Origin of the sequence: Roseovarius roseus (genome assembly GCF_043355935.2) — a bacterium.
Lineage (GTDB): Bacteria > Pseudomonadota > Alphaproteobacteria > Rhodobacterales > Rhodobacteraceae > Roseovarius > Roseovarius roseus.
In genome coordinates, this window is sequence record NZ_JBHFPE020000008.1 from 88,227 (window position 1) to 105,200 (window position 16,974).

The 16,974-nt window shown below is 58.7% G+C and carries 17 protein-coding genes; 9 read left to right on the top strand and 8 right to left on the bottom strand.

Annotated elements, in window-relative coordinates; genetic code table 11:
- Positions 1 to 149 precede the first annotated feature (149 nt).
- The gene (locus ACEWPL_RS13215) at positions 150 to 536 is read left to right on the top strand and encodes an EF-hand domain-containing protein (RefSeq protein ID WP_393931042.1); all 387 of its coding nucleotides are present in this window, start codon (positions 150 to 152) and stop codon (positions 534 to 536) included.
- 97 nt (positions 537 to 633) lie between these two features.
- Here the strand turns inward: ACEWPL_RS13215 and ugpC are convergent, their stop codons facing one another.
- The 5 genes from ugpC to ACEWPL_RS13240 form a co-directional block, all read right to left on the bottom strand.
- Positions 634 to 1,641 carry a sn-glycerol-3-phosphate ABC transporter ATP-binding protein UgpC gene (ugpC, locus tag ACEWPL_RS13220; RefSeq protein ID WP_393931040.1) on the bottom strand — a complete coding sequence of 336 codons (1,008 nt, stop codon included), beginning with the start codon at positions 1,639 to 1,641 and terminating at the stop codon, positions 634 to 636.
- A gap of 3 nt (positions 1,642 to 1,644) precedes the next feature.
- Entirely contained in the window at positions 1,645 to 2,481 is an 837-nt protein-coding gene (gene ugpE / locus ACEWPL_RS13225) for a sn-glycerol-3-phosphate ABC transporter permease UgpE (protein WP_393931195.1), read from the bottom strand.
- A gap of 17 nt (positions 2,482 to 2,498) precedes the next feature.
- Entirely contained in the window at positions 2,499 to 3,380 is an 882-nt protein-coding gene (gene ugpA / locus ACEWPL_RS13230) for a sn-glycerol-3-phosphate ABC transporter permease UgpA (protein WP_393931038.1), read from the bottom strand.
- A gap of 45 nt (positions 3,381 to 3,425) precedes the next feature.
- Positions 3,426 to 4,736 (bottom strand): sn-glycerol-3-phosphate ABC transporter substrate-binding protein UgpB, encoded by a 1,311-nt coding sequence (gene ugpB, locus ACEWPL_RS13235; RefSeq protein WP_393931036.1) that lies wholly within the window; start codon positions 4,734 to 4,736, stop codon positions 3,426 to 3,428.
- A gap of 674 nt (positions 4,737 to 5,410) precedes the next feature.
- The gene (locus ACEWPL_RS13240) at positions 5,411 to 5,593 is read right to left on the bottom strand and encodes a hypothetical protein (RefSeq protein WP_393931034.1); all 183 of its coding nucleotides are present in this window, start codon (positions 5,591 to 5,593) and stop codon (positions 5,411 to 5,413) included.
- Positions 5,594 to 5,976: 383 nt separating this feature from the next.
- On the opposite strand from ACEWPL_RS13240, the gene ACEWPL_RS13245 reads away from it, so the two are divergent.
- The 7 genes from ACEWPL_RS13245 (at position 5,977) to ACEWPL_RS13275 (ending at position 11,700) form a co-directional block, all read left to right on the top strand.
- Complete coding sequence (locus ACEWPL_RS13245; RefSeq protein WP_393931031.1) at positions 5,977 to 7,209, top strand: tyrosine-type recombinase/integrase; 1,233 nt, start codon at positions 5,977 to 5,979, stop codon at positions 7,207 to 7,209.
- Positions 7,210 to 7,773: 564 nt separating this feature from the next.
- The gene (locus tag ACEWPL_RS13250; RefSeq protein WP_393931029.1) at positions 7,774 to 7,959 is read left to right on the top strand and encodes a helix-turn-helix transcriptional regulator; all 186 of its coding nucleotides are present in this window, start codon (positions 7,774 to 7,776) and stop codon (positions 7,957 to 7,959) included.
- Positions 7,960 to 7,962: 3 nt separating this feature from the next.
- Complete coding sequence (locus ACEWPL_RS13255; RefSeq protein WP_393931027.1) at positions 7,963 to 8,367, top strand: winged helix domain-containing protein; 405 nt, start codon at positions 7,963 to 7,965, stop codon at positions 8,365 to 8,367.
- 91 nt (positions 8,368 to 8,458) lie between these two features.
- A complete protein-coding gene (locus tag ACEWPL_RS13260; RefSeq protein ID WP_393931025.1) occupies positions 8,459 to 9,334 on the top strand; it encodes a DUF7146 domain-containing protein in 876 nt (291 codons plus the stop codon).
- Positions 9,331 to 10,827 (top strand): YfjI family protein, encoded by a 1,497-nt coding sequence (locus tag ACEWPL_RS13265; protein ID WP_393931023.1) that lies wholly within the window; start codon positions 9,331 to 9,333, stop codon positions 10,825 to 10,827. Before ACEWPL_RS13260 ends, ACEWPL_RS13265 begins: the two co-directional genes overlap by 4 nt.
- Positions 10,817 to 11,152 (top strand): hypothetical protein, encoded by a 336-nt coding sequence (locus tag ACEWPL_RS13270; protein ID WP_393931021.1) that lies wholly within the window; start codon positions 10,817 to 10,819, stop codon positions 11,150 to 11,152. Before ACEWPL_RS13265 ends, ACEWPL_RS13270 begins: the two co-directional genes overlap by 11 nt.
- Positions 11,149 to 11,700 (top strand): hypothetical protein, encoded by a 552-nt coding sequence (locus tag ACEWPL_RS13275; RefSeq protein WP_393931019.1) that lies wholly within the window; start codon positions 11,149 to 11,151, stop codon positions 11,698 to 11,700. Before ACEWPL_RS13270 ends, ACEWPL_RS13275 begins: the two co-directional genes overlap by 4 nt.
- A gap of 431 nt (positions 11,701 to 12,131) precedes the next feature.
- Here the strand turns inward: ACEWPL_RS13275 and ACEWPL_RS13280 are convergent, their stop codons facing one another.
- The gene (locus ACEWPL_RS13280; protein ID WP_393931017.1) at positions 12,132 to 13,394 is read right to left on the bottom strand and encodes a SulP family inorganic anion transporter; all 1,263 of its coding nucleotides are present in this window, start codon (positions 13,392 to 13,394) and stop codon (positions 12,132 to 12,134) included.
- Positions 13,395 to 13,555: 161 nt separating this feature from the next.
- On the bottom strand, positions 13,556 to 14,986 hold the full coding sequence (locus ACEWPL_RS13285; RefSeq protein ID WP_393931015.1) for a S1C family serine protease: 1,431 nt from the start codon (positions 14,984 to 14,986) through the stop codon (positions 13,556 to 13,558).
- Between the two features lie 970 nt (positions 14,987 to 15,956).
- Here ACEWPL_RS13285 and ACEWPL_RS13290 point away from each other — a divergent pair.
- Positions 15,957 to 16,085: a hypothetical protein gene (locus ACEWPL_RS13290; RefSeq protein ID WP_393931013.1), complete on the top strand. Its 129-nt coding sequence runs from the start codon at positions 15,957 to 15,959 to the stop codon at positions 16,083 to 16,085.
- Between the two features lie 24 nt (positions 16,086 to 16,109).
- Here the strand turns inward: ACEWPL_RS13290 and ACEWPL_RS13295 are convergent, their stop codons facing one another.
- On the bottom strand, positions 16,110 to 16,880 hold the full coding sequence (locus ACEWPL_RS13295) for a DsbA family protein (RefSeq protein ID WP_393931011.1): 771 nt from the start codon (positions 16,878 to 16,880) through the stop codon (positions 16,110 to 16,112).
- Positions 16,881 to 16,974: the final 94 nt, after the last annotated feature.

Below are 16,974 nucleotides of genomic sequence, written 5' to 3' on the forward strand. Positions count from 1 at the left end.
AACACAACCCGGAATTGGAGACTGAGATGTCCATTCGCCCCTTCTTCGTTTTTGCACTCGCCACGTCTACGGCCCTCGGGTCCGCGGCGCTGGCAGAAAAGACCCAAGGGCAAGGCGCTGCAACGTCAGCCGCTGACAGCACGCCCCGCATGGCACAGAACACCTCCAACCAAGGGGCTACGCCGCCGCCGGAGGGCAGACAAGGCATGGGCCACGGCATGAAGGGCGCGATGATGAAAATGGCCGACAAGGACGGTGACGGCACCGTCAGCGCCGAAGAGCGGCGCGAGATGATGCAAACCAGGCTGTCCGAAAACGACGCCGACGGAGATGGCAGCCTGTCCCGCGGCGAGTTCGAGGCGATGCACATGAAAATGATGCAGGAGTATCTGGATGAGCGTTTTGCCAAACTCGATACCGACGGGAATGGCGCCATCAGCAGCGATGAAATGGCCGCCCATGCGGACAAGATGGGGAGTATGCAGCACGGCGCGGGCCATATGAGCCAAGGAAAGAAGAAGAATCAGCCGGAATGAGTGTCGACTCCGCCGCCGAGCCAATCAACGATCGCCCCGGCGGCGGCATGCCTGTGACCCAAGCTGAGATGACCCGACAAACCGGATCGCGCAGCGCTCAGGCACGTCTCCCCGAGGCGTCGAACCACATCTCGTCGGCATGATCCCATGTCAGCGCTACGTCTTCGCCCTCGACAGGCAACCGTTCCGCCGCGCTCAGGCGGATGGTGACCAACGTGTCATCCACCAGCTTGACATGCACCAGCGTCTCGGCCCCCAGCGCTTCGGAGTAAAGGACCGTGCCTTTGACCTTATGCGCGCCGGTCGCAATAGTCAGATGCTCTGGGCGCACGCCCAGAGTGACCGCCGCGGCCGAGGGCACATTCGCAAGCTCGGCCTTCATGAAATTGGTCGGCGGCGAGCCGATGAAGCCCGCCACGAACTGGGTCGCGGGGTTGGCATAAACCTCGAGCGGGGCGCCGATCTGCTCGGCGACACCGCCATTCATCACGATCATCCGGTCGGCGAGGGTCATCGCCTCGACCTGATCATGCGTGACATAGAGCGAGGTGACGCCAAGGCGCCTTTGCAGTTGCTTGATCTCCAACCGCATCTGCACCCGCAGCTTGGCGTCAAGGTTCGACAGCGGCTCGTCAAAGAGGAACACTGCGGGTTTGCGCACGATGGCGCGGCCCATCGCGACGCGCTGGCGCTGACCGCCGGACAGCTCGCGCGGACGGCGCGTGAGGTAAGGCTCAAGCTGTAGAAGGGTGGCGGCGGCCTCCACCCTCTCAATGATTTCCGCTCTGGGTCGCCCGGCGATCTTCAGCCCGTAGGCCATGTTGTCGAAGACCGACATATGCGGGTAGAGCGCGTAATTCTGGAACACCATGGCGATATCTCGGGCCATCGGCTCGCGCTCGTTCACGCGCGTGGCGTTGATCAGAACCTCGCCGCTGGTGATTGTCTCCAGCCCCGCCACCATGCGCAAAAGCGTGGACTTGCCGCAGCCAGAGGGGCCGACGATCACGATAAGCTCGCCATCCTCGATATCGATATCGATACCGTGGATCACGTCGGTCTTGCCGAAGGATTTCTTTATGCCCTTGAGGTTGACGGTCGCCATGGATCACTTCTCACTATCGACGAGGCCGCGAATGAACAGCCGTTGCATGCTGATGACGACGATCACGGGCGGTATCATCGCCAGAAGGGACGTCGCCATGATGACCGGCCAGTCGGCGATATCGTCCCCCGACGGGAACATCTGCTTGATCCCCATGACGATGGTATTCATCGACGGGTCCGTGGTAATCAAGAGCGGCCATAGATACTGGTTCCAGCCATAGATGAACAGGATGACGAAAAGCGCGGCGATATTCGTGCGGCTCATCGGCAGCAGGATATCCCAGAAAAAGCGCATCGGGCCGGCGCCATCGACTCGCGCAGCCTCGGCCAGCTCGTCCGGGACGGTCATGAAAAACTGGCGGAAAAGAAATGTGGCCGTAGCCGACGCGATGAGCGGGAAGATGAGGCCCGAATAGCTGTTGAGCATGCCAAAGCCGGCGACCACCTCGTATGTCGGAACGATCCGCACCTCGACGGGCAGCATCAGGGTGAGGAAGATCAGCCAGAAGAACAGCCTGCGCCCCGGAAAGCGGAAATAGACGATGGCGAACGCCGAGATGAGCGAAATGGCGATCTTGCCCAGCGCGATGCCGATCGCCATGATCAGCGAATTGAGCATCATCAGGGCAACGGGCGCATTGATGCCCGCCACCAGCGCCTTGCGGTAATTCTCGAAAAACTGGTCACCGGGCAGCAGCGGCATGGGGGGTCTGACGATCTCGGGCTGGGTCACGGTCGAGGCGACGAAGGCCAGCCAGATCGGGAAGAACACGAAGAGAAGGCCGATGATCAGGCCCAGATGGGTCAGCCAATGGCCCAGCCCGCGCCGCTCTACCATGCCGTCGCGATGTGCCATCAGTAATGCACCCGCCGTTCGATGAACTTGAATTGCACGATGGTTAAAAGACCGACGATCAGTAGCAGGATCACGGATTGCGCTGCGGACGAGCCCAGATCCTGCCCCACGAAGCCGTCCGAATAGACCTTGTAGACCAGAATGGTCGTGGCCTGCTGCGGCCCGCCCGAGGTGATCGTGTGGATGACCCCGAAGGTTTCGAAAAAGGCATAGACGATATTGACGACCAGCAGGAAAAACGTGGTCGGCGACAGCAGGGGAAAGACGATGGTGCGAAAGCGCGTCCAGAAATGGGCGCCGTCGATGGCAGCCGCCTCGATCACCGATTTCGGAATGGCCTGAAGCCCGGCAAGGAAGAACAGGAAGTTATAGCTGATCCGCCCCCAGGAGGAGGCAACGACGACAAGGCCCATCGCCTCCTCTCCGTTCAGCACGTGATTCCAGTCATAGCCCAGCACGCCCAGATACCAGGTCACCACGCCCACGCGCGTATTGAACATGAATAGCCACAGCACGCCCGCCACGGCCGGGGCAACAGCATAGGGCCAGATCAGCAAGGTCCGGTAAACGCCCGACCCCTTGATCAGCCGGTCCGCGAGGACGGCGAGGTAGAGCGCCACGCCCATCGACACGACCGTCACGAGAATGGAAAATATCGCCGTCGTGACAAAAGACGCCCGGTAATAGGGATTGCCAAGGAGGTATTCGAAATTGCCCAGACCGACATACCGCATCGACAGGCCGAAGGGATCGGGGATGAACAGCGACTGCCAGATCGCCTGCCCCGCCGGGTAGAAGAAGAAGACAGCCGTCACCGCGATCTGCGGCAGAACCAGCAGAAGCGGCAACCAGATACCCTTGAAGGTGACGCGCTTTTCCATGAGTTCCGTGCCGCGCCCCAGCCATCCCGGAGCGCGGCCTGACTTTTAGCGGTTCGCCTGCTCGAAGCGGCGGAGCAGCTCGTTCCCACGGCTGGCGGCGCTGTCGAGCGCAGCTTGCGCGGGCTTGTCACCGGCCCAGACGGCCTCCAGCTCTTCGTCGATGATGGTGCGGATCTGATCGAAATTACCCAGACGCAGGCCCTTGGAGTTTTCCGTCGGCGCGTTGGTGGTCATCTGGGTCACGGCGACGTCGGTGCCGGGGTTCTCCTCGTAGAACCCCTGCTCGCGCGTCAATTCCGCAGCGGCCGTCGTGATCGGCAGATACCCGGTGTCCTGATGCCACTTGGCCTGGACCTCGGGGGACGAGAGGTAGTTGAGGAAGGACGCAACGCCCTTGTATTCCTCATCGCCCTGCCCTGCCATCACCCAGAGCGAGGCACCGCCGATGATGGTGTTCTGCGGCGCATCGACCAGCGACGACCAGTAGGGAAGCGGTCGCACGTCGAACTCGAACGTGGCCTCGTCCTTGATCCCGGCATAGCCGGCCGAGCTTTCGGTGAAGAGCGCGCATTCGCCCGCGCGGAAATTGGCGCCGCCCTCATTGCGGCGACCGGCATAGATGAATTTGCCCTCTTTCGCCCATTCACCCATTGCCTCGATATGCGCGATCTGCGTTTCGCCGTTCAGGACCAGCTCGGTATCGAGGCCGTCAAACCCATTTGCCTGCGTGGCGAAGGGTACGTCGTGATAGGCTGAAAGGTTTTCCAGATGGATCCAGCTTTGCCATGCAGTGGTCATCGGGCAGGTGCTTCCTGCCTCCTTCAACTGGTCCAGAACCGTGCCGATCTTCTCCCATGTCGAGAGGTCGGTATCGGGGTCGATCCCTGCCTCGGACAGCGCATCGCGGTTGACCCACAGCACCGGGGTCGACGAGTTGAAGGGCATCGACAGCATGTCCCCATCGCTGGTCGTGTAATATCCCTTGACCGATCCGATGAAGCCGTCCGGATCGAACTCGGCGCCCGCCTCTTCCATAACCTTGTAGACCGGATTTATGGCGCCCTCGGCGGCCATCATCGTGGCGGTGCCCACCTCGAACACCATCAGGATATCGGGCTGCTCGCCCGCGCGGAAGGCGGCGATCCCGGCATTCAGCGTCTCGGAATAGTTGCCCTTGTGGGTTGCGGTCACGGTGTAGTCGGATTGCGAGCTGTTGAAGTCCTCGACCTGAGCGGTCACCAGCTCTCCCAGACGGCCCGTAAACGCGTGCCAGAATTCGATTTCCGTCTGCGCCGCCAGCGGCGCGGCGATCACGGACGCGGATGCGGACGCCAGCAGTAAGCGTTGGATGTTCATGTCGATCCCTCCAGTTCAACGATACCTCTCGTGCCGCCACGATAGGCGTAACATCTTCGCTTAATCAACTGACTCGTTCCGCGTTTTGAATCTGCTCTTGAGCACTGGCGAAAATGCGGAAGCGCTCCAGATCAGACCACAACTATCTGATTTTAAATGTTATTTTTTCGAGCAGAATTGCCATATCTCCAACTCGCCTGTTCAACCGCAATAAATGTCATGCAATCTTCACGGAGGTCCGAGACGATAGCAGACGTCAGCGGCTCCGCGTTCAAAGCCTGTAGCATGAGCCCTTGAGAATGACAGACAGCGCTGATCTGGACGCTTCGCGCCACTTCACAGCAGGTCGCCGCTCGGCCAAGGCCGCGGCATCGCCGCCAGCGTCAGATTCGTGGCAAGGGAAAGACCAGTTGGAACCCTGCGTCCATCATTCTCTCTTCAGACGGAAATTCCGGCAAAAGCTCGATGCCCGTTTCGCTCCCCCCATTCACGGCCGCCCTCCTCGCCGACATCGCTTTCAACTCAGATCGTTACGCCCGCTTCGATCATCCCCCTTATAGCCGGCATAAGCGAAATCGCCGAAGTGATAGAGATAGGGGCACTCCATGATCATGGGCATCCGTGAGAGGACAGTAGTAGCGATTGGCGTAAAACCGGCCCGGAATGTACTACGCCTAGTCCGCGTAATCGCGAAAGCTCATCCCCGCCTTGAAAATGCCAATGTGGTGATAGACCTGCTCAAGCGCATCGACGACAGTAATCCCGGCCGCTTTCATCGCGATGGGCGAGCCAGCGTTCATCCATTCCACGCCGACGATCGCGCCGTCGCCCACAAAGAATGCGATCAGATCGCCCATCTCACGCGCCCAGTCCCTCTCGCGCTGGGCTAGGCTGGGACCGGGAGCGACAAAATTGACGGTTTTAGCGGGGCTGCACTTCATCCACAGTCTGGTAGCCATAGGCCAAGTACCGGCACCCCATGAATTCGAAAAGCATCGTGCGGCCTTCCGTCACCAGCAGGAAACGCGACGAAAGCGAATGGAATCGCAAAGTTGTAAATTAATGGCGGAGACGATGTCCGCCACACAAGGAACTGGTAGTATCCTATAACTTCCAATAAAGCTTTGATACACAGGGCTTAATCCACTCAAGACCGTCCAGCACGTTCCGCTAGTTTCCGTTTACATCCCACAAAAAGTGTGGGAAATATTGTGGGGCGTGATAGTGGGCAGGTCGGGCGATGACACAGGACAAGGCAAGCAGCAAGCAACACCCTGAGAAGGCGCTTTCCGCCGTTTTCGTGCGCCAGGTGTCCCAGCCCGGCAAGTATGCAGATGGACATGGCCTCTATCTGCTGGTGCAGCCCAATGGCTCAAAGCAGTGGATCCAGCGTTTGACCATTCGCGGCAAGCGCACGGACATGGGGCTGGGCGGTGCGGCTTACATCAGCTTGGCAGAGGCGCGCGAGGCGGCGCTGGCAAACAAGCGGCTGGCGCGGGTCGGGGGCGATCCGCTGCAAGCCAAACGCGAAGCGCAGGCGGTGCTGACCTTCGAGGAAGCCGCCCGCAAGGTTCACGAAATCCACAAACCGACATGGCGCAACGCGAAACATGCGGCGCAATTCCTATCGACATTGGAAACCTATGCCTTCCCCAAGATTGGCGCGCGTAAGGTGGCGGATGTTTCAGCGTCCGATCTATTGGAGGTGTTGCAGCCCATATGGCTGGATAAGCCCGAAACAGCGCGGCGCGTGCGGCAGCGCATCGGCACCGTGATGAAATGGGCCATTGCGCAGGGCTGGCGGCAGGACAACCCATCGGAGAACATCGGGCAGGCGTTGCCAAAGCAAGAAAAGTCCCAGTCACATCGCAAGGCGCTTCCCTATGCCGAGGTGCAGAGTTGTATCGACGTGGTGCAGGCATCCGGCGCATGGCCCGCCACAAAGCTGGCGCTGGAGTTTCTTATCCTGACCGCATCGCGGTCTGGTGAGGTGCGCGGCGCGCTCTGGGATGAAATCGAATTTCAGGGTGGCGAGACTGCTATTACTGCTAAAGCTGCTATTTGGAATGTGCCAGCCGCGCGTATGAAGGCGAAAAAACCGCACCGCGTGCCACTATCTGCCCGCGCACTGGAAATCCTGACCGAAGCCGAGGCGCTGCGCGGCAAATCGGGGCTGGTGTTTCCGTCCATGCGGGACAAGCCGCTGTCGGACATGACGCTCTCCAAGCTGGTCAAGGAGCAGGGCTTTGACGTGGATGTGCATGGGTTTCGCACGTCCTTTCGGACATGGGCGCAGGAACAGACGAATTTCCCGCGCGAGGTGGCCGAGGCTGCGCTGGCGCATGTGGTCAAAAGCAAAGTGGAAGCCGCCTATGCGCGCTCGGATCTTCTTGAGAAGCGGCGCAAGATGCTAGAAAGCTGGGCGGGCTATCTGGCGGTGCGGCGCAGTGAAGTCGTCAGTTTTAGTCGGTAGGAATCGAAACCTTAACAATTCATGACGTAGAATTCGCCAACCATATCGCTATGACGCTTTCGATTTCGGCTTGGGTCGGCTGCCCGAGAAAAAAACCTTCAGCCCCAGTTACGCACCAAATCATGCACAGGCGAGCGCGTTCATGCGCAGGCGGGCGCAGAGGTTTTCCACAAGAGTATCTTTTCCAATTCAACACAATGATGGCTTGTCAGCGACCTAAGAGAAGAAGTTAAGTCCCTGCCTGTCAAAAATTGCGTGTGGATAGACGGTGCATGAATCGCTGCGCGTAAGGCGGGCCTTTACGTTGCGCAAAAGGTCAACGACTAAGTGGTGGATTTTCCGCAAATTTGCGATTGACGGAGTATGTGCCAAAGCTTCATCGTTAAGAAGCTTCTTGGGTAAACATGCGCCCAATGAGGCGCTTCCCGGACCCGCGCAACAGGTCCGAGAAGCAAGGTAAGGATAAATCTGGTACGACTTTTCCTACACCTTTTGTGCATGCGAATCTGGTTTTAGACAAGCCACATTTTCTGGCGCGTCTGACCGCATCACTAGAGGCTTGATATGACAAACAAAGTCTATCGCCGCCCAGATGTTGAAGGCATCACTGGGCTTTCTCGAAGCACCCTATACGCCATGATGGCCGAAGGCACGTTTCCCAAGCCGGTTAAGCTGGGCAAGCGCGCTGTCGGATGGCGTGAAGCTGATATTACCGCTTGGCTTGAGAGCCGCGCCCAGGACGCCGCTTGATAGGTGGCGGGCAAAAAGAAAGCGCCGTGCAGCTGGCGGGCTGACACGACGCGGGATGTTTCGTTTGCAGGCGCGACGAACACCCGAAACATATCACCCAAGCGCATCAAACGCCATAGTCGCGGCACGTCTTATTGTATCACGTCCAGCGCAGGCGAGGCTTTCCGCATTATCGTCTCAGGGCGTGACCGCTGGGCGCTGGAGGAGTTGCGCAAGGCTGGGGCAAGGGGTTGTAGCCCTATTCAGAACCCTGCGCCGCGCTGGGCTGCTTACGTCCACAACCTGCGCGACCTGGGCGTTGAAATCGAGACCATCACCGAAGCGCATGAAGGCGACTTTCCGGGGCATCATGCGCGCTATGTGCTGCGCTCTGGCGTGTCGCTGGGCTGGCAAGGAGGTGCGGCATGAACCGGCTGCAAATCACCTTCCTGATGCGCACGCATGGCCTGACCGAAGCGCAGGCGAATGCCTTGGCAGCGTTGATCTGGGGGGCGTGCTGATGGACGCGAGACAGATCACGCAAGACCTGCGCGGCAAATGGTATGGCGGCTATGGCAGCGCCGCCTGCCCGGTGTGCCAGCCTGCGCGGGAGAAGGGTCAGAACGCCCTGACGCTGGCCGATGGCAATGGCGGGCGGCTCTTGCTGCACTGCAAGAAAACCGGCTGCGCCTTTGGCGACATTCGCGCGGCGGCGGGTATTGCGCCCGGTGACTATGCTGCGCCGGATCCGTCCGAGGTGGCGGCACGGCAGGCGCAGGAAAGGGCCGATGCCGCGAAGCGTTCCGCGCAGGCGCATCGGCTCTGGCAAGAGGCGCAGCCGATGAGCGGCACCCTGGCCGAAAGCTATCTGAGGGGGCGGGGCATTTCCTGCCCCCTTCCCGAAACGCTGCGCTTTCTGCCTAGCTGCTGGCACCCGACCGCTAAGCGCTTTCCGGCCATGCTGGCACTGGTGGATGGGGTTGCGGATTGCGCCGTGCATCGCACCTATCTGGCACCGGGCGGCGGCAAGGCTGCTATAGCGCCTGACAAGTTGATGCTGGGCCGTGTCTCTGGCGGGGCTGTGAGGCTTACAGGGGCGCAGGGGCCGCTTTTGGTGGCCGAAGGTATCGAGACTGCGCTTAGCCTTGCCTGTGGCATCTTGCGCAAGCCTGCGACCATCTGGGCAGCGCTATCCACGTCCGGCATGCGGGGGCTGCATCTGCCCAAGGATCCGCATCGGCTGACAATCGCGCCCGATGGTGATGCACCGGGCCGCGAGGCCGCGCATGCCTTGGCCGAACGCGCAAGCGCACTGGGCTGGGATGTGTCGCTGTTGCCCGCGCCGGATGGGCGCGACTGGAATGATATTCTGACCATGAAAGGGGAAAGCGCATGACCGCCCCCAATCCTATCCCGTTCAAGGCCGAGGGGCCGCAACCGCTCTTGCGCGCTATCCCAGAGGGCGAAGCTTACCCGGTGGTAGCATTAGGGCCGCTGCAAGGGGCTGTAGAGGCCGTTAAGGGCATCGCCCTTGCCCCTGTCGCCATACCGGCGCAGTCGGCGCTGGCGGTCGCGTCCTTGGCCGTGCAGGGCTTTGCCAACGTCGAGACGCTGAACGGGCCGCGTGCCCTGTCGCTTTACTGCCTGACCATCGCGGCAAGTGGCGAGCGCAAGTCAGCATGTTTCGGCCCTTTGCTAGAGGCTGTGCGCGACCATGAACGCGAGGCAGCGATTGCCCAAAGAGGCGACATGCAGAGCTGGCAAAACGCGCAGGCGCTCTACAAGGGCGAACGCGAGCGCATCCTGGCCGACGCCAAGAAAGGCAAAGGCGAGAAGCGCACGGCGGCAGAGGCCGATCTGGACGCGCTTGGCAGCGAACCTGCAGCGCCGCCCAGCCCTGACCGCATCGTGACAGAGCCGACATTCGAGGGGCTTACGCGGCTCTATGCGACCGGCCAGCCGTCGCTTGGCATTTTCTCGGATGAAGGCGGGCAGTTTCTTGGCGGACATGCCATGAACAGCGACAACCGGCAAAAGACGCTGACCGCGCTCAACGACCTGTGGCAGGGCAACCCGATCAGGCGCACCCGCGCGGGAGATGGCGCATATACGCTCTACGAGCGGCGGCTGGCGGTGCATCTGATGGCGCAGCCAGGCGTAGCGCACACCTTCATGGCGGATCCGCTGGCGGCGGATAGCGGCTTTCTGGCGCGCTTCCTGATATGCCAGCCACCCAGCGCAATCGGAACGCGGCTGCATCGCCACATGACGCCCGATAGCGGCGCGTTGGGCGCATTTTCCAGCCGCCTGCGCACGATACTGGATACACCCATGCCAATGGACGCTGACACGCGCGAATTGCAGCCCCGCGTGCTATCCCAGAGCGAGGGGGCGCGCAGCCTCTTGATTGAGTTTCACGATACAATCGAGAAATTGCAGGCGCCCGGCGGCGACCTGGCACATATCACCGGCACCGCATCCAAGGCGGCAGAACAGGCTGGGCGCATCGCTGGCGTGCTGACGCTCTGGCAAGACTTGGACGCGCCGGAGGTGACGGCGCGGGACATGGCGCACGCAATCACCCTCGCGCAATTCTACCTTTCTGAAGCGGCGCGACTTGCTGAAGCAGCAACAGTATCAGTCGAAATCGAGCGCGCCGAAAAGCTGCGCAAGTGGCTGCTCGAAAGTTGGGGTCAAGCAGACATAGCGCAGGCAGAAGTTATCCAATCCGGCCCATATGCCCTGCGCGATGTTAAGACCGCAAAGCCTGCGCTGGCGCTATTGGAGCAATACGGCTGGATTGTCCGATTGGAAAGCGGCGCGGTGGTGCGCAGCTCGCCCCGCAAGGACGCGTGGCGTATCGTGCGAGGGCTTGCCGATGTGGTTTGACGCACAAGCCGCGCTGGCAAGAATGGGCGGTGATGATGCGCCGCTCGCTACATATGTGCCGCCCAACGCGAACGAAGGCAGATTAGCAGGAATAGCAGAAATAGCAGGTACGCGGTCGCCAGATTTGGGAAACCTGCCCAGCGCCGCACCTGCGTCCTGGCCTTATGGCGTGTCCGCCGGGGTCAGGCCCCTGACCTATACCGGGCGCGTGGTGTCGCTGGACGCTTGGCGCAACTTGACCGGCTGGGAAAAAGATGGACCGAAGGGGCGAGCCTGGGACGGTCTTTCTGGCGAATGGATCGAAATGGGAAAGGGCAAGACATGACGAAAAAGGTGGACGACCAGAAGCGCGGGGGCGCGGTGAAGAAACCAGAAAAGCCGCTTGGCCTGACGCTGCAATATGGCGATGACAACGTGCTGCGGATCGAGGCGAAAGGCGATGTTGAGCGCCTGTTCCCTTCTGTGACCAACCGGGCGGTCATAAGCGAACTGCTAGGCCAGATTGGCTCGCTGGGGGCACATGGCAGGCGGATAGATGAAGAGGCTTCGAACTTTGCGCTCGGTTTTGTCGATAACATGAAGCCAAGGGATACAGCCGAAATCCTGCTTCTGACGCAAATGGCCGTCGTCCATCAAGCGACCATGATGATGGCGCGGCGGCTCAATCATGTTGACAACATCCCGCAGCAGGATTCTGCCGAGCGCGCGCTTAACAAGCTGGGCAGAACCTTCGCGGCTCAGATGGAGACCTTGAAACGCTATAGATCCAAGGGGCAACAGACGGTGAGGGTAGAGCGCGTGACCGTGCAGGATGGCGGGCAGGCAATCGTGGGGAATGTCGAGCGTGGGGGTGGGGGCAATAATGAAACCTGACGCTTACCCCATGCACTGTGCGCCCAGATGCACTGCTAATTCAAAACGTACAGGCGAGCCTTGCAAAAGCCCGGCGGTAAGGGGCTGGACGGTCTGCCGGATGCATGGCGCTAGAGGAGGCGCAGAACCTGGCATGAAGCATCCCAATTACAAGCATGGGGAACGGAGCCAAGAAGCCATTGACCTTAGGTCATTGGTGAATGCGCTCATCCGTGACAGTGCGGCAATACTTAAAAATTAGGGCCAAAGCGATGGACGGCTAATGAAAGCCAAACCCTACCCCAGGGCCATTGATCGAACGAGTTCCAACGATGGCTTTGCGGACCTTCGAAGTTTACGCAGCGAATGCCCGCTAAGAGCCCATTATGACGAATGCTGCGCGTTCCGCCAATGACAGTTCGAGGGGAACTCTGGCTGGAATGCTTTTCGAATTATCTATCCGGCTCGGACCAATCGGAGGCCGAGGCATTGCGCCGTTGAAGTCGAAGGGCCAAGCCAAGACCTACACCCACCCCGATAGCGACCGTCAGGTCGGCAACTACTGTCAGGACCGCTGTCAGCGCCAAGAGGAAAAGGTCAGACTTCCTTTCCCTGAGATAGCCCCGGAGCTTGTGCGGCTCGCTCATGTTCCAGGCCGTTAGTATAAGAAGCCCCGCCAATGCAGGCATTGCCATATATCCAACGAGTTGTGAGGCGAGGGCCATAATCAGCAATATCGTCAACGCATGGATCAGACCGGCAACTGGAGTCTTGCCACCGGCGCGAATATTGGTCGCCGTCCGAGCAATGGCACCGGTTGCAGGCAAACCGCCAAAAAGCGCCGATCCGATGTTCGCCGCACCCTGTGCCAACAACTCGGCGTTGGGGCGGTGATGCCCCGAGATCATGCGGTCTGCCACCATGGCGGATAACAGGGATTCGACACCGGCGAGAAATGCAATGACCAGTGCGGATGGCAGCAGCTCGAATATCTTTTCAAGGCTGATCTCGGGCATCTCGGGCCAGGGCAATGTGTTTGGGAGCTCTCCGAACCGCGACCCGATCGTTTCGACCGGAAGGCCCAACAGAGCAACGAGCGCAGATGTGCACCCAACAGCAACAATCAGACCCGGTAGTCTTGGCGCGGCTCGACGAAAAACGACGATCAACACCATGGTGCTGAGGCCAATCAGAGTGGAGGCCCATGAAAAGGTAGGACGTGCGGCCCAAAGCACCTCGATTTTTGCCATGAATTCCGCAGGAACCTCGGTAGCGGTGAGCCCCAACAGATCCTTGAGTTGGCTCGTCGCGATGATAAGGGCGATGCCGATGGTGAAACCGTTGATGACCGGCTCGGGAATGAGCCGGATAAGATTTCCGGCACGGAAGTATCCTGCAACCAGCAGGATCAAGCCTGCCATGAAAGTGGCCAACACCAATCCATCGTAGCCATGCACAGCAATCACGCCGAAGACGACGACGATAAATGCGCCTGTCGGCCCACCAACCTGAACCCTGCTGCCGCCCAGCAGAGAAATCAGGAAGCCCGCGACAATTGCGGTCACGAGGCCTTTCGCAGGGTCAGCTCCTGACGCAATAGCGATGGCGAGGCTGAGCGGCAGCGCCACCATGGCAACGGTCACTCCCGCGATGGCATCCTGCACCAACAAACTTCGCGTGTAGCAGGGCAGAGTTGTGAGTATTTTGGGCTTCATGCGCAGAGCATTAGTCCTGTGCTGATCCGTTGTCACTTACAAGCGGACACTGCACCTGCAGGCATCAATGGCCGCAGTGTCCCGCAAAGGAGACATCGGTGCCTTGCGCAGCGAACTACCGCTTCTCACTTTTGCTGCCAAATCCGACAGTCGAGAATTTCTTATTTACACTCAACGAAAGTAGTGAAATTCGCCGCCGACTTGGCCAGTTGTTCAGGCGCTAGCACTACATTATCCAAGCTCAACTTTGCTTCAACTTGGTTCTGAGCCAAGAACACCTTGGCAATCTCCCCTCTGATTGCAAAGTTCACGTTTTGGGGTACATCACCGCCATTCTGAGCCATTACCGTTGCATCCAGCTTGGATACAACGACGCCAACTATTTCACCATCTGATGCGAGCAATGGTCCGCCCGAGTTTCCACTTTGTACAGGCGCCGTAATCTGAAACGTGTTTAAATCACCTCCCAAGCCTTTCAGAGAGGATATTGTGCCCCGTGTCACGTTAATTCCTCCTAGCAAACCTGCGTATGGGAAACCCACAGCAGTTACGTCCGAGTTGAGCATTGCCGGACTCGCAGAGAATACAGCAACGCTTTTGTTTTCTTTCAAAGTCGCCTTGAGCAACGCTAGGTCGAACTCGCTGGACACATCAACCAAAGAGGCTGAAACGCCATCAACGTATATCGCTGAACATCCATCAACGACGTGCGCGTTGGTTAGAACATGGCCGTCGCTTGACACGACAAAACCGGACCCTGATCCGCCTGCACGTTCAGGTTCAGCGGAGCGGGAAGAGGGCGTCTTTTCGGCGGGTTCTTCTGACTCTGCAAAAGCCATGGTCTGCCTAACAACCTCGATAAGCTTGCCATTTTCTGTAATGTCTAAGGGAGCGCTTCTACCCTTAGCGATACTAGATGCCACAGCTTGGTAGGTGTTTATGTCCCAAGGTTTTGCGGACACCATGACTGTCGACCACGCCCCGTTTATGAAGTTCGAGCGGGTATAGAGCTTTGTGCCATCTCTCGTGGTCGCCGTGCTGATGGCTAGGCCATCCTTCCTTACGGAATAGGGGGCATCAGCGGTTGAGTGAGCGCCCATGGTGTATTGATGCAAACCAGAGGCTGTCTCTAGGCTATGTCGACCTATCGAAACTGCCAATGTGCTGTCGCGATGACGGTAATTGATCAGATGCTCAGAATTCGGGTCCGTAATCAGTGTTTTCAGGGGGAGCATCACCGACATGTCGAGGGCAGAAAAGTACTGCATGTCCCATCCATCGCGCTCGTATCGACCAAAAAAGCTGAAGGCTAGCATAGCCGTATGCCACTCTTCTGGCTGCGCTCCGAATTCCTTGGTTGAGTACCGCTGCATTGCCTCTCTGCTCAAGCGGCCCCAATCTCCGTCAAGCAGTCCAACGTAGTGACCTTCAAAAGCCAATGCTGCCTGCAGGTATCTACGCTCGTTGTACGTAAGGCCATCAGTCGTGAAACCTTGAAAAATGGCTTCATAGTTTTGTGCCTTAGGCGCAGTGCCCAGTAACGCAGCGGCACACACGAAAACGGATATGAGGAAGTATCTAGTTCTAAGCATCGAAGCCCATCCAAGCTAATGGAAATACCATACCCTAATCTAAGCATGGATGATGGAGGTAACCGAGGTCAAATGTTGACTAAGTTATGGCGATGCCGCTGTCTTCAATAGCAGGTTTATCCCGCTCAACAGAGGTTCAAGCGCAGCGCAGTTAAAGTCTGCTTTCCACCTTGGCGGTCGCCCTATAAACTTCCTGATAGCCATTGCTCTGGCAGCAAGCGCCTTGTTTTTAAGAAGGCAACACTTCGTCTGACCTGTCGGAAGGACTGGAGTTTGGGAGGGCACTTTGTATGACGCGCCTAGCCAGCATTACTAACAACCACCTTGCGCTGACGTGTGACCTATGCGGCCACAGTGCGCACATGCCGGTAAAGACGCTGATTGAGGCGTTCGGAATGGATATGGATGCGCGGGACGCGGCCAGGCGCGCGAGATGCACCCGTTGCCGGGTTAAGGGGCAGAACACGTTTCGCATCATTTATGTCGGCGGCAGTGGCGAGGCTATGCTTGGCGCCAGCAGTAAGGCGTAGGATCAAGACCCCTACATGCGCTTGAGATTAAACCAGTGGCGTAATTCAAGTGTCCAAAATAAAGGCATCATAATGAACCGCCACTTCTGGCAGACCGATTAGCAAAAGGAGCGGCTGTGTTTTTTCTTGCCGGAGCACGGAGCACGGAGCACGGAGCCGGGCCGAAAGGTTCGTTTGAATGCTGAGGATTTCGAGATGGCGCGCGCACATGGCCTGGTTTCAAAGGCGATACATTCCGTCCAGATTGGCGACACAGTTTTTCCAACTGCCCTGTAGATGAATTATTTATAAATTCTTAAGGTTAAATCGTGGGGCGCCAGCCGGTATGCTTCTACTAGTTGGTTCTGACTTTTTTGGCTGGCGGCCCTGCACGAACCCAAAGTCCAGTGGCGCCGGTCGGCGCACTTCGGCCGGTCTGCTGCACAACGCGGAGTAGACACATGGCTGACGATGCACCCAAACCCACCAAGACCAAAACGACAGAGGAAAGTAAGGCTCAGACGACGCGTGAGGACGCGAAAACCATCGATCTGACAATGCGACAGTTCAACGATTTCGCCGGAATCTGAAGCGCTCCGCCTCGCCACCGCGCCTTATGCACATGGACCCGGTTCGGTGGCATTCAGTTCATCCTGAACCAAGCGCCGGATTGTTCTTTCATCGACTACACCAAGAATGGCCGTGCGGCCTATCACCATTGCTGGCGTGCCGACGAAGCCGAAGGCCCCGGCTAAGGCTTTGGACATCTCGATCTGGTTGGTGACTTCGGCCGACGTCATATCCCGCAACAGCTTGTCCGCATCAATACCGGCATCCAATGCCAGCTGTCGTAAGTATGCGTCATTGGCCACAAAGGGTGTGCCCATTAGACGGTCGTGGAAGGTCCAATATGCGCCCTGGCGCTGTGCTGCCTGTGCCGCCATGGCGGCCCGCTGAGACGTTTGACCGAACAATGGCAACTCGTGCCAAGTGATTGCGATTGGTTCGGTCTGCTGAAGTTCATGCAAGAGCGGCGATAAAACGCGGCAATAGGCACATCGTGAATCAGAAAAATAGGCAACAGGAACCTGACCTGCTTGCGGCTTTTCAAGAAAGAGATTTTGACAAACCAACGCTGGCGAAATGCCTGTTGTTTCAGAACTGTCCAAACCAATTGTAGCAAAGTTTGCAGATGTAACATCGCCGCCGTTAAGCCGCCGGAAGCCTTCGAGCCCAGTCACAGGCTTGAAGTTGAATGGCGCTTCGATCAGACGCCGCACTCCCGGGGAGTAGAGAAGCGCTGCCATGCCGCCCAGACCGGCGCCTACGAGAACAATGCGGCGGCTTAGCACAGAGCTTGCATTAAACTTTGTCTTCAAAACCAAGGTTCTCCAAGTGGAACGCCCACCTTACCATGTTGTTACACCGCCCGCACCGATCAAGCTGCTTGGCGCATGACGCCCAAGACACAAGCGCGCT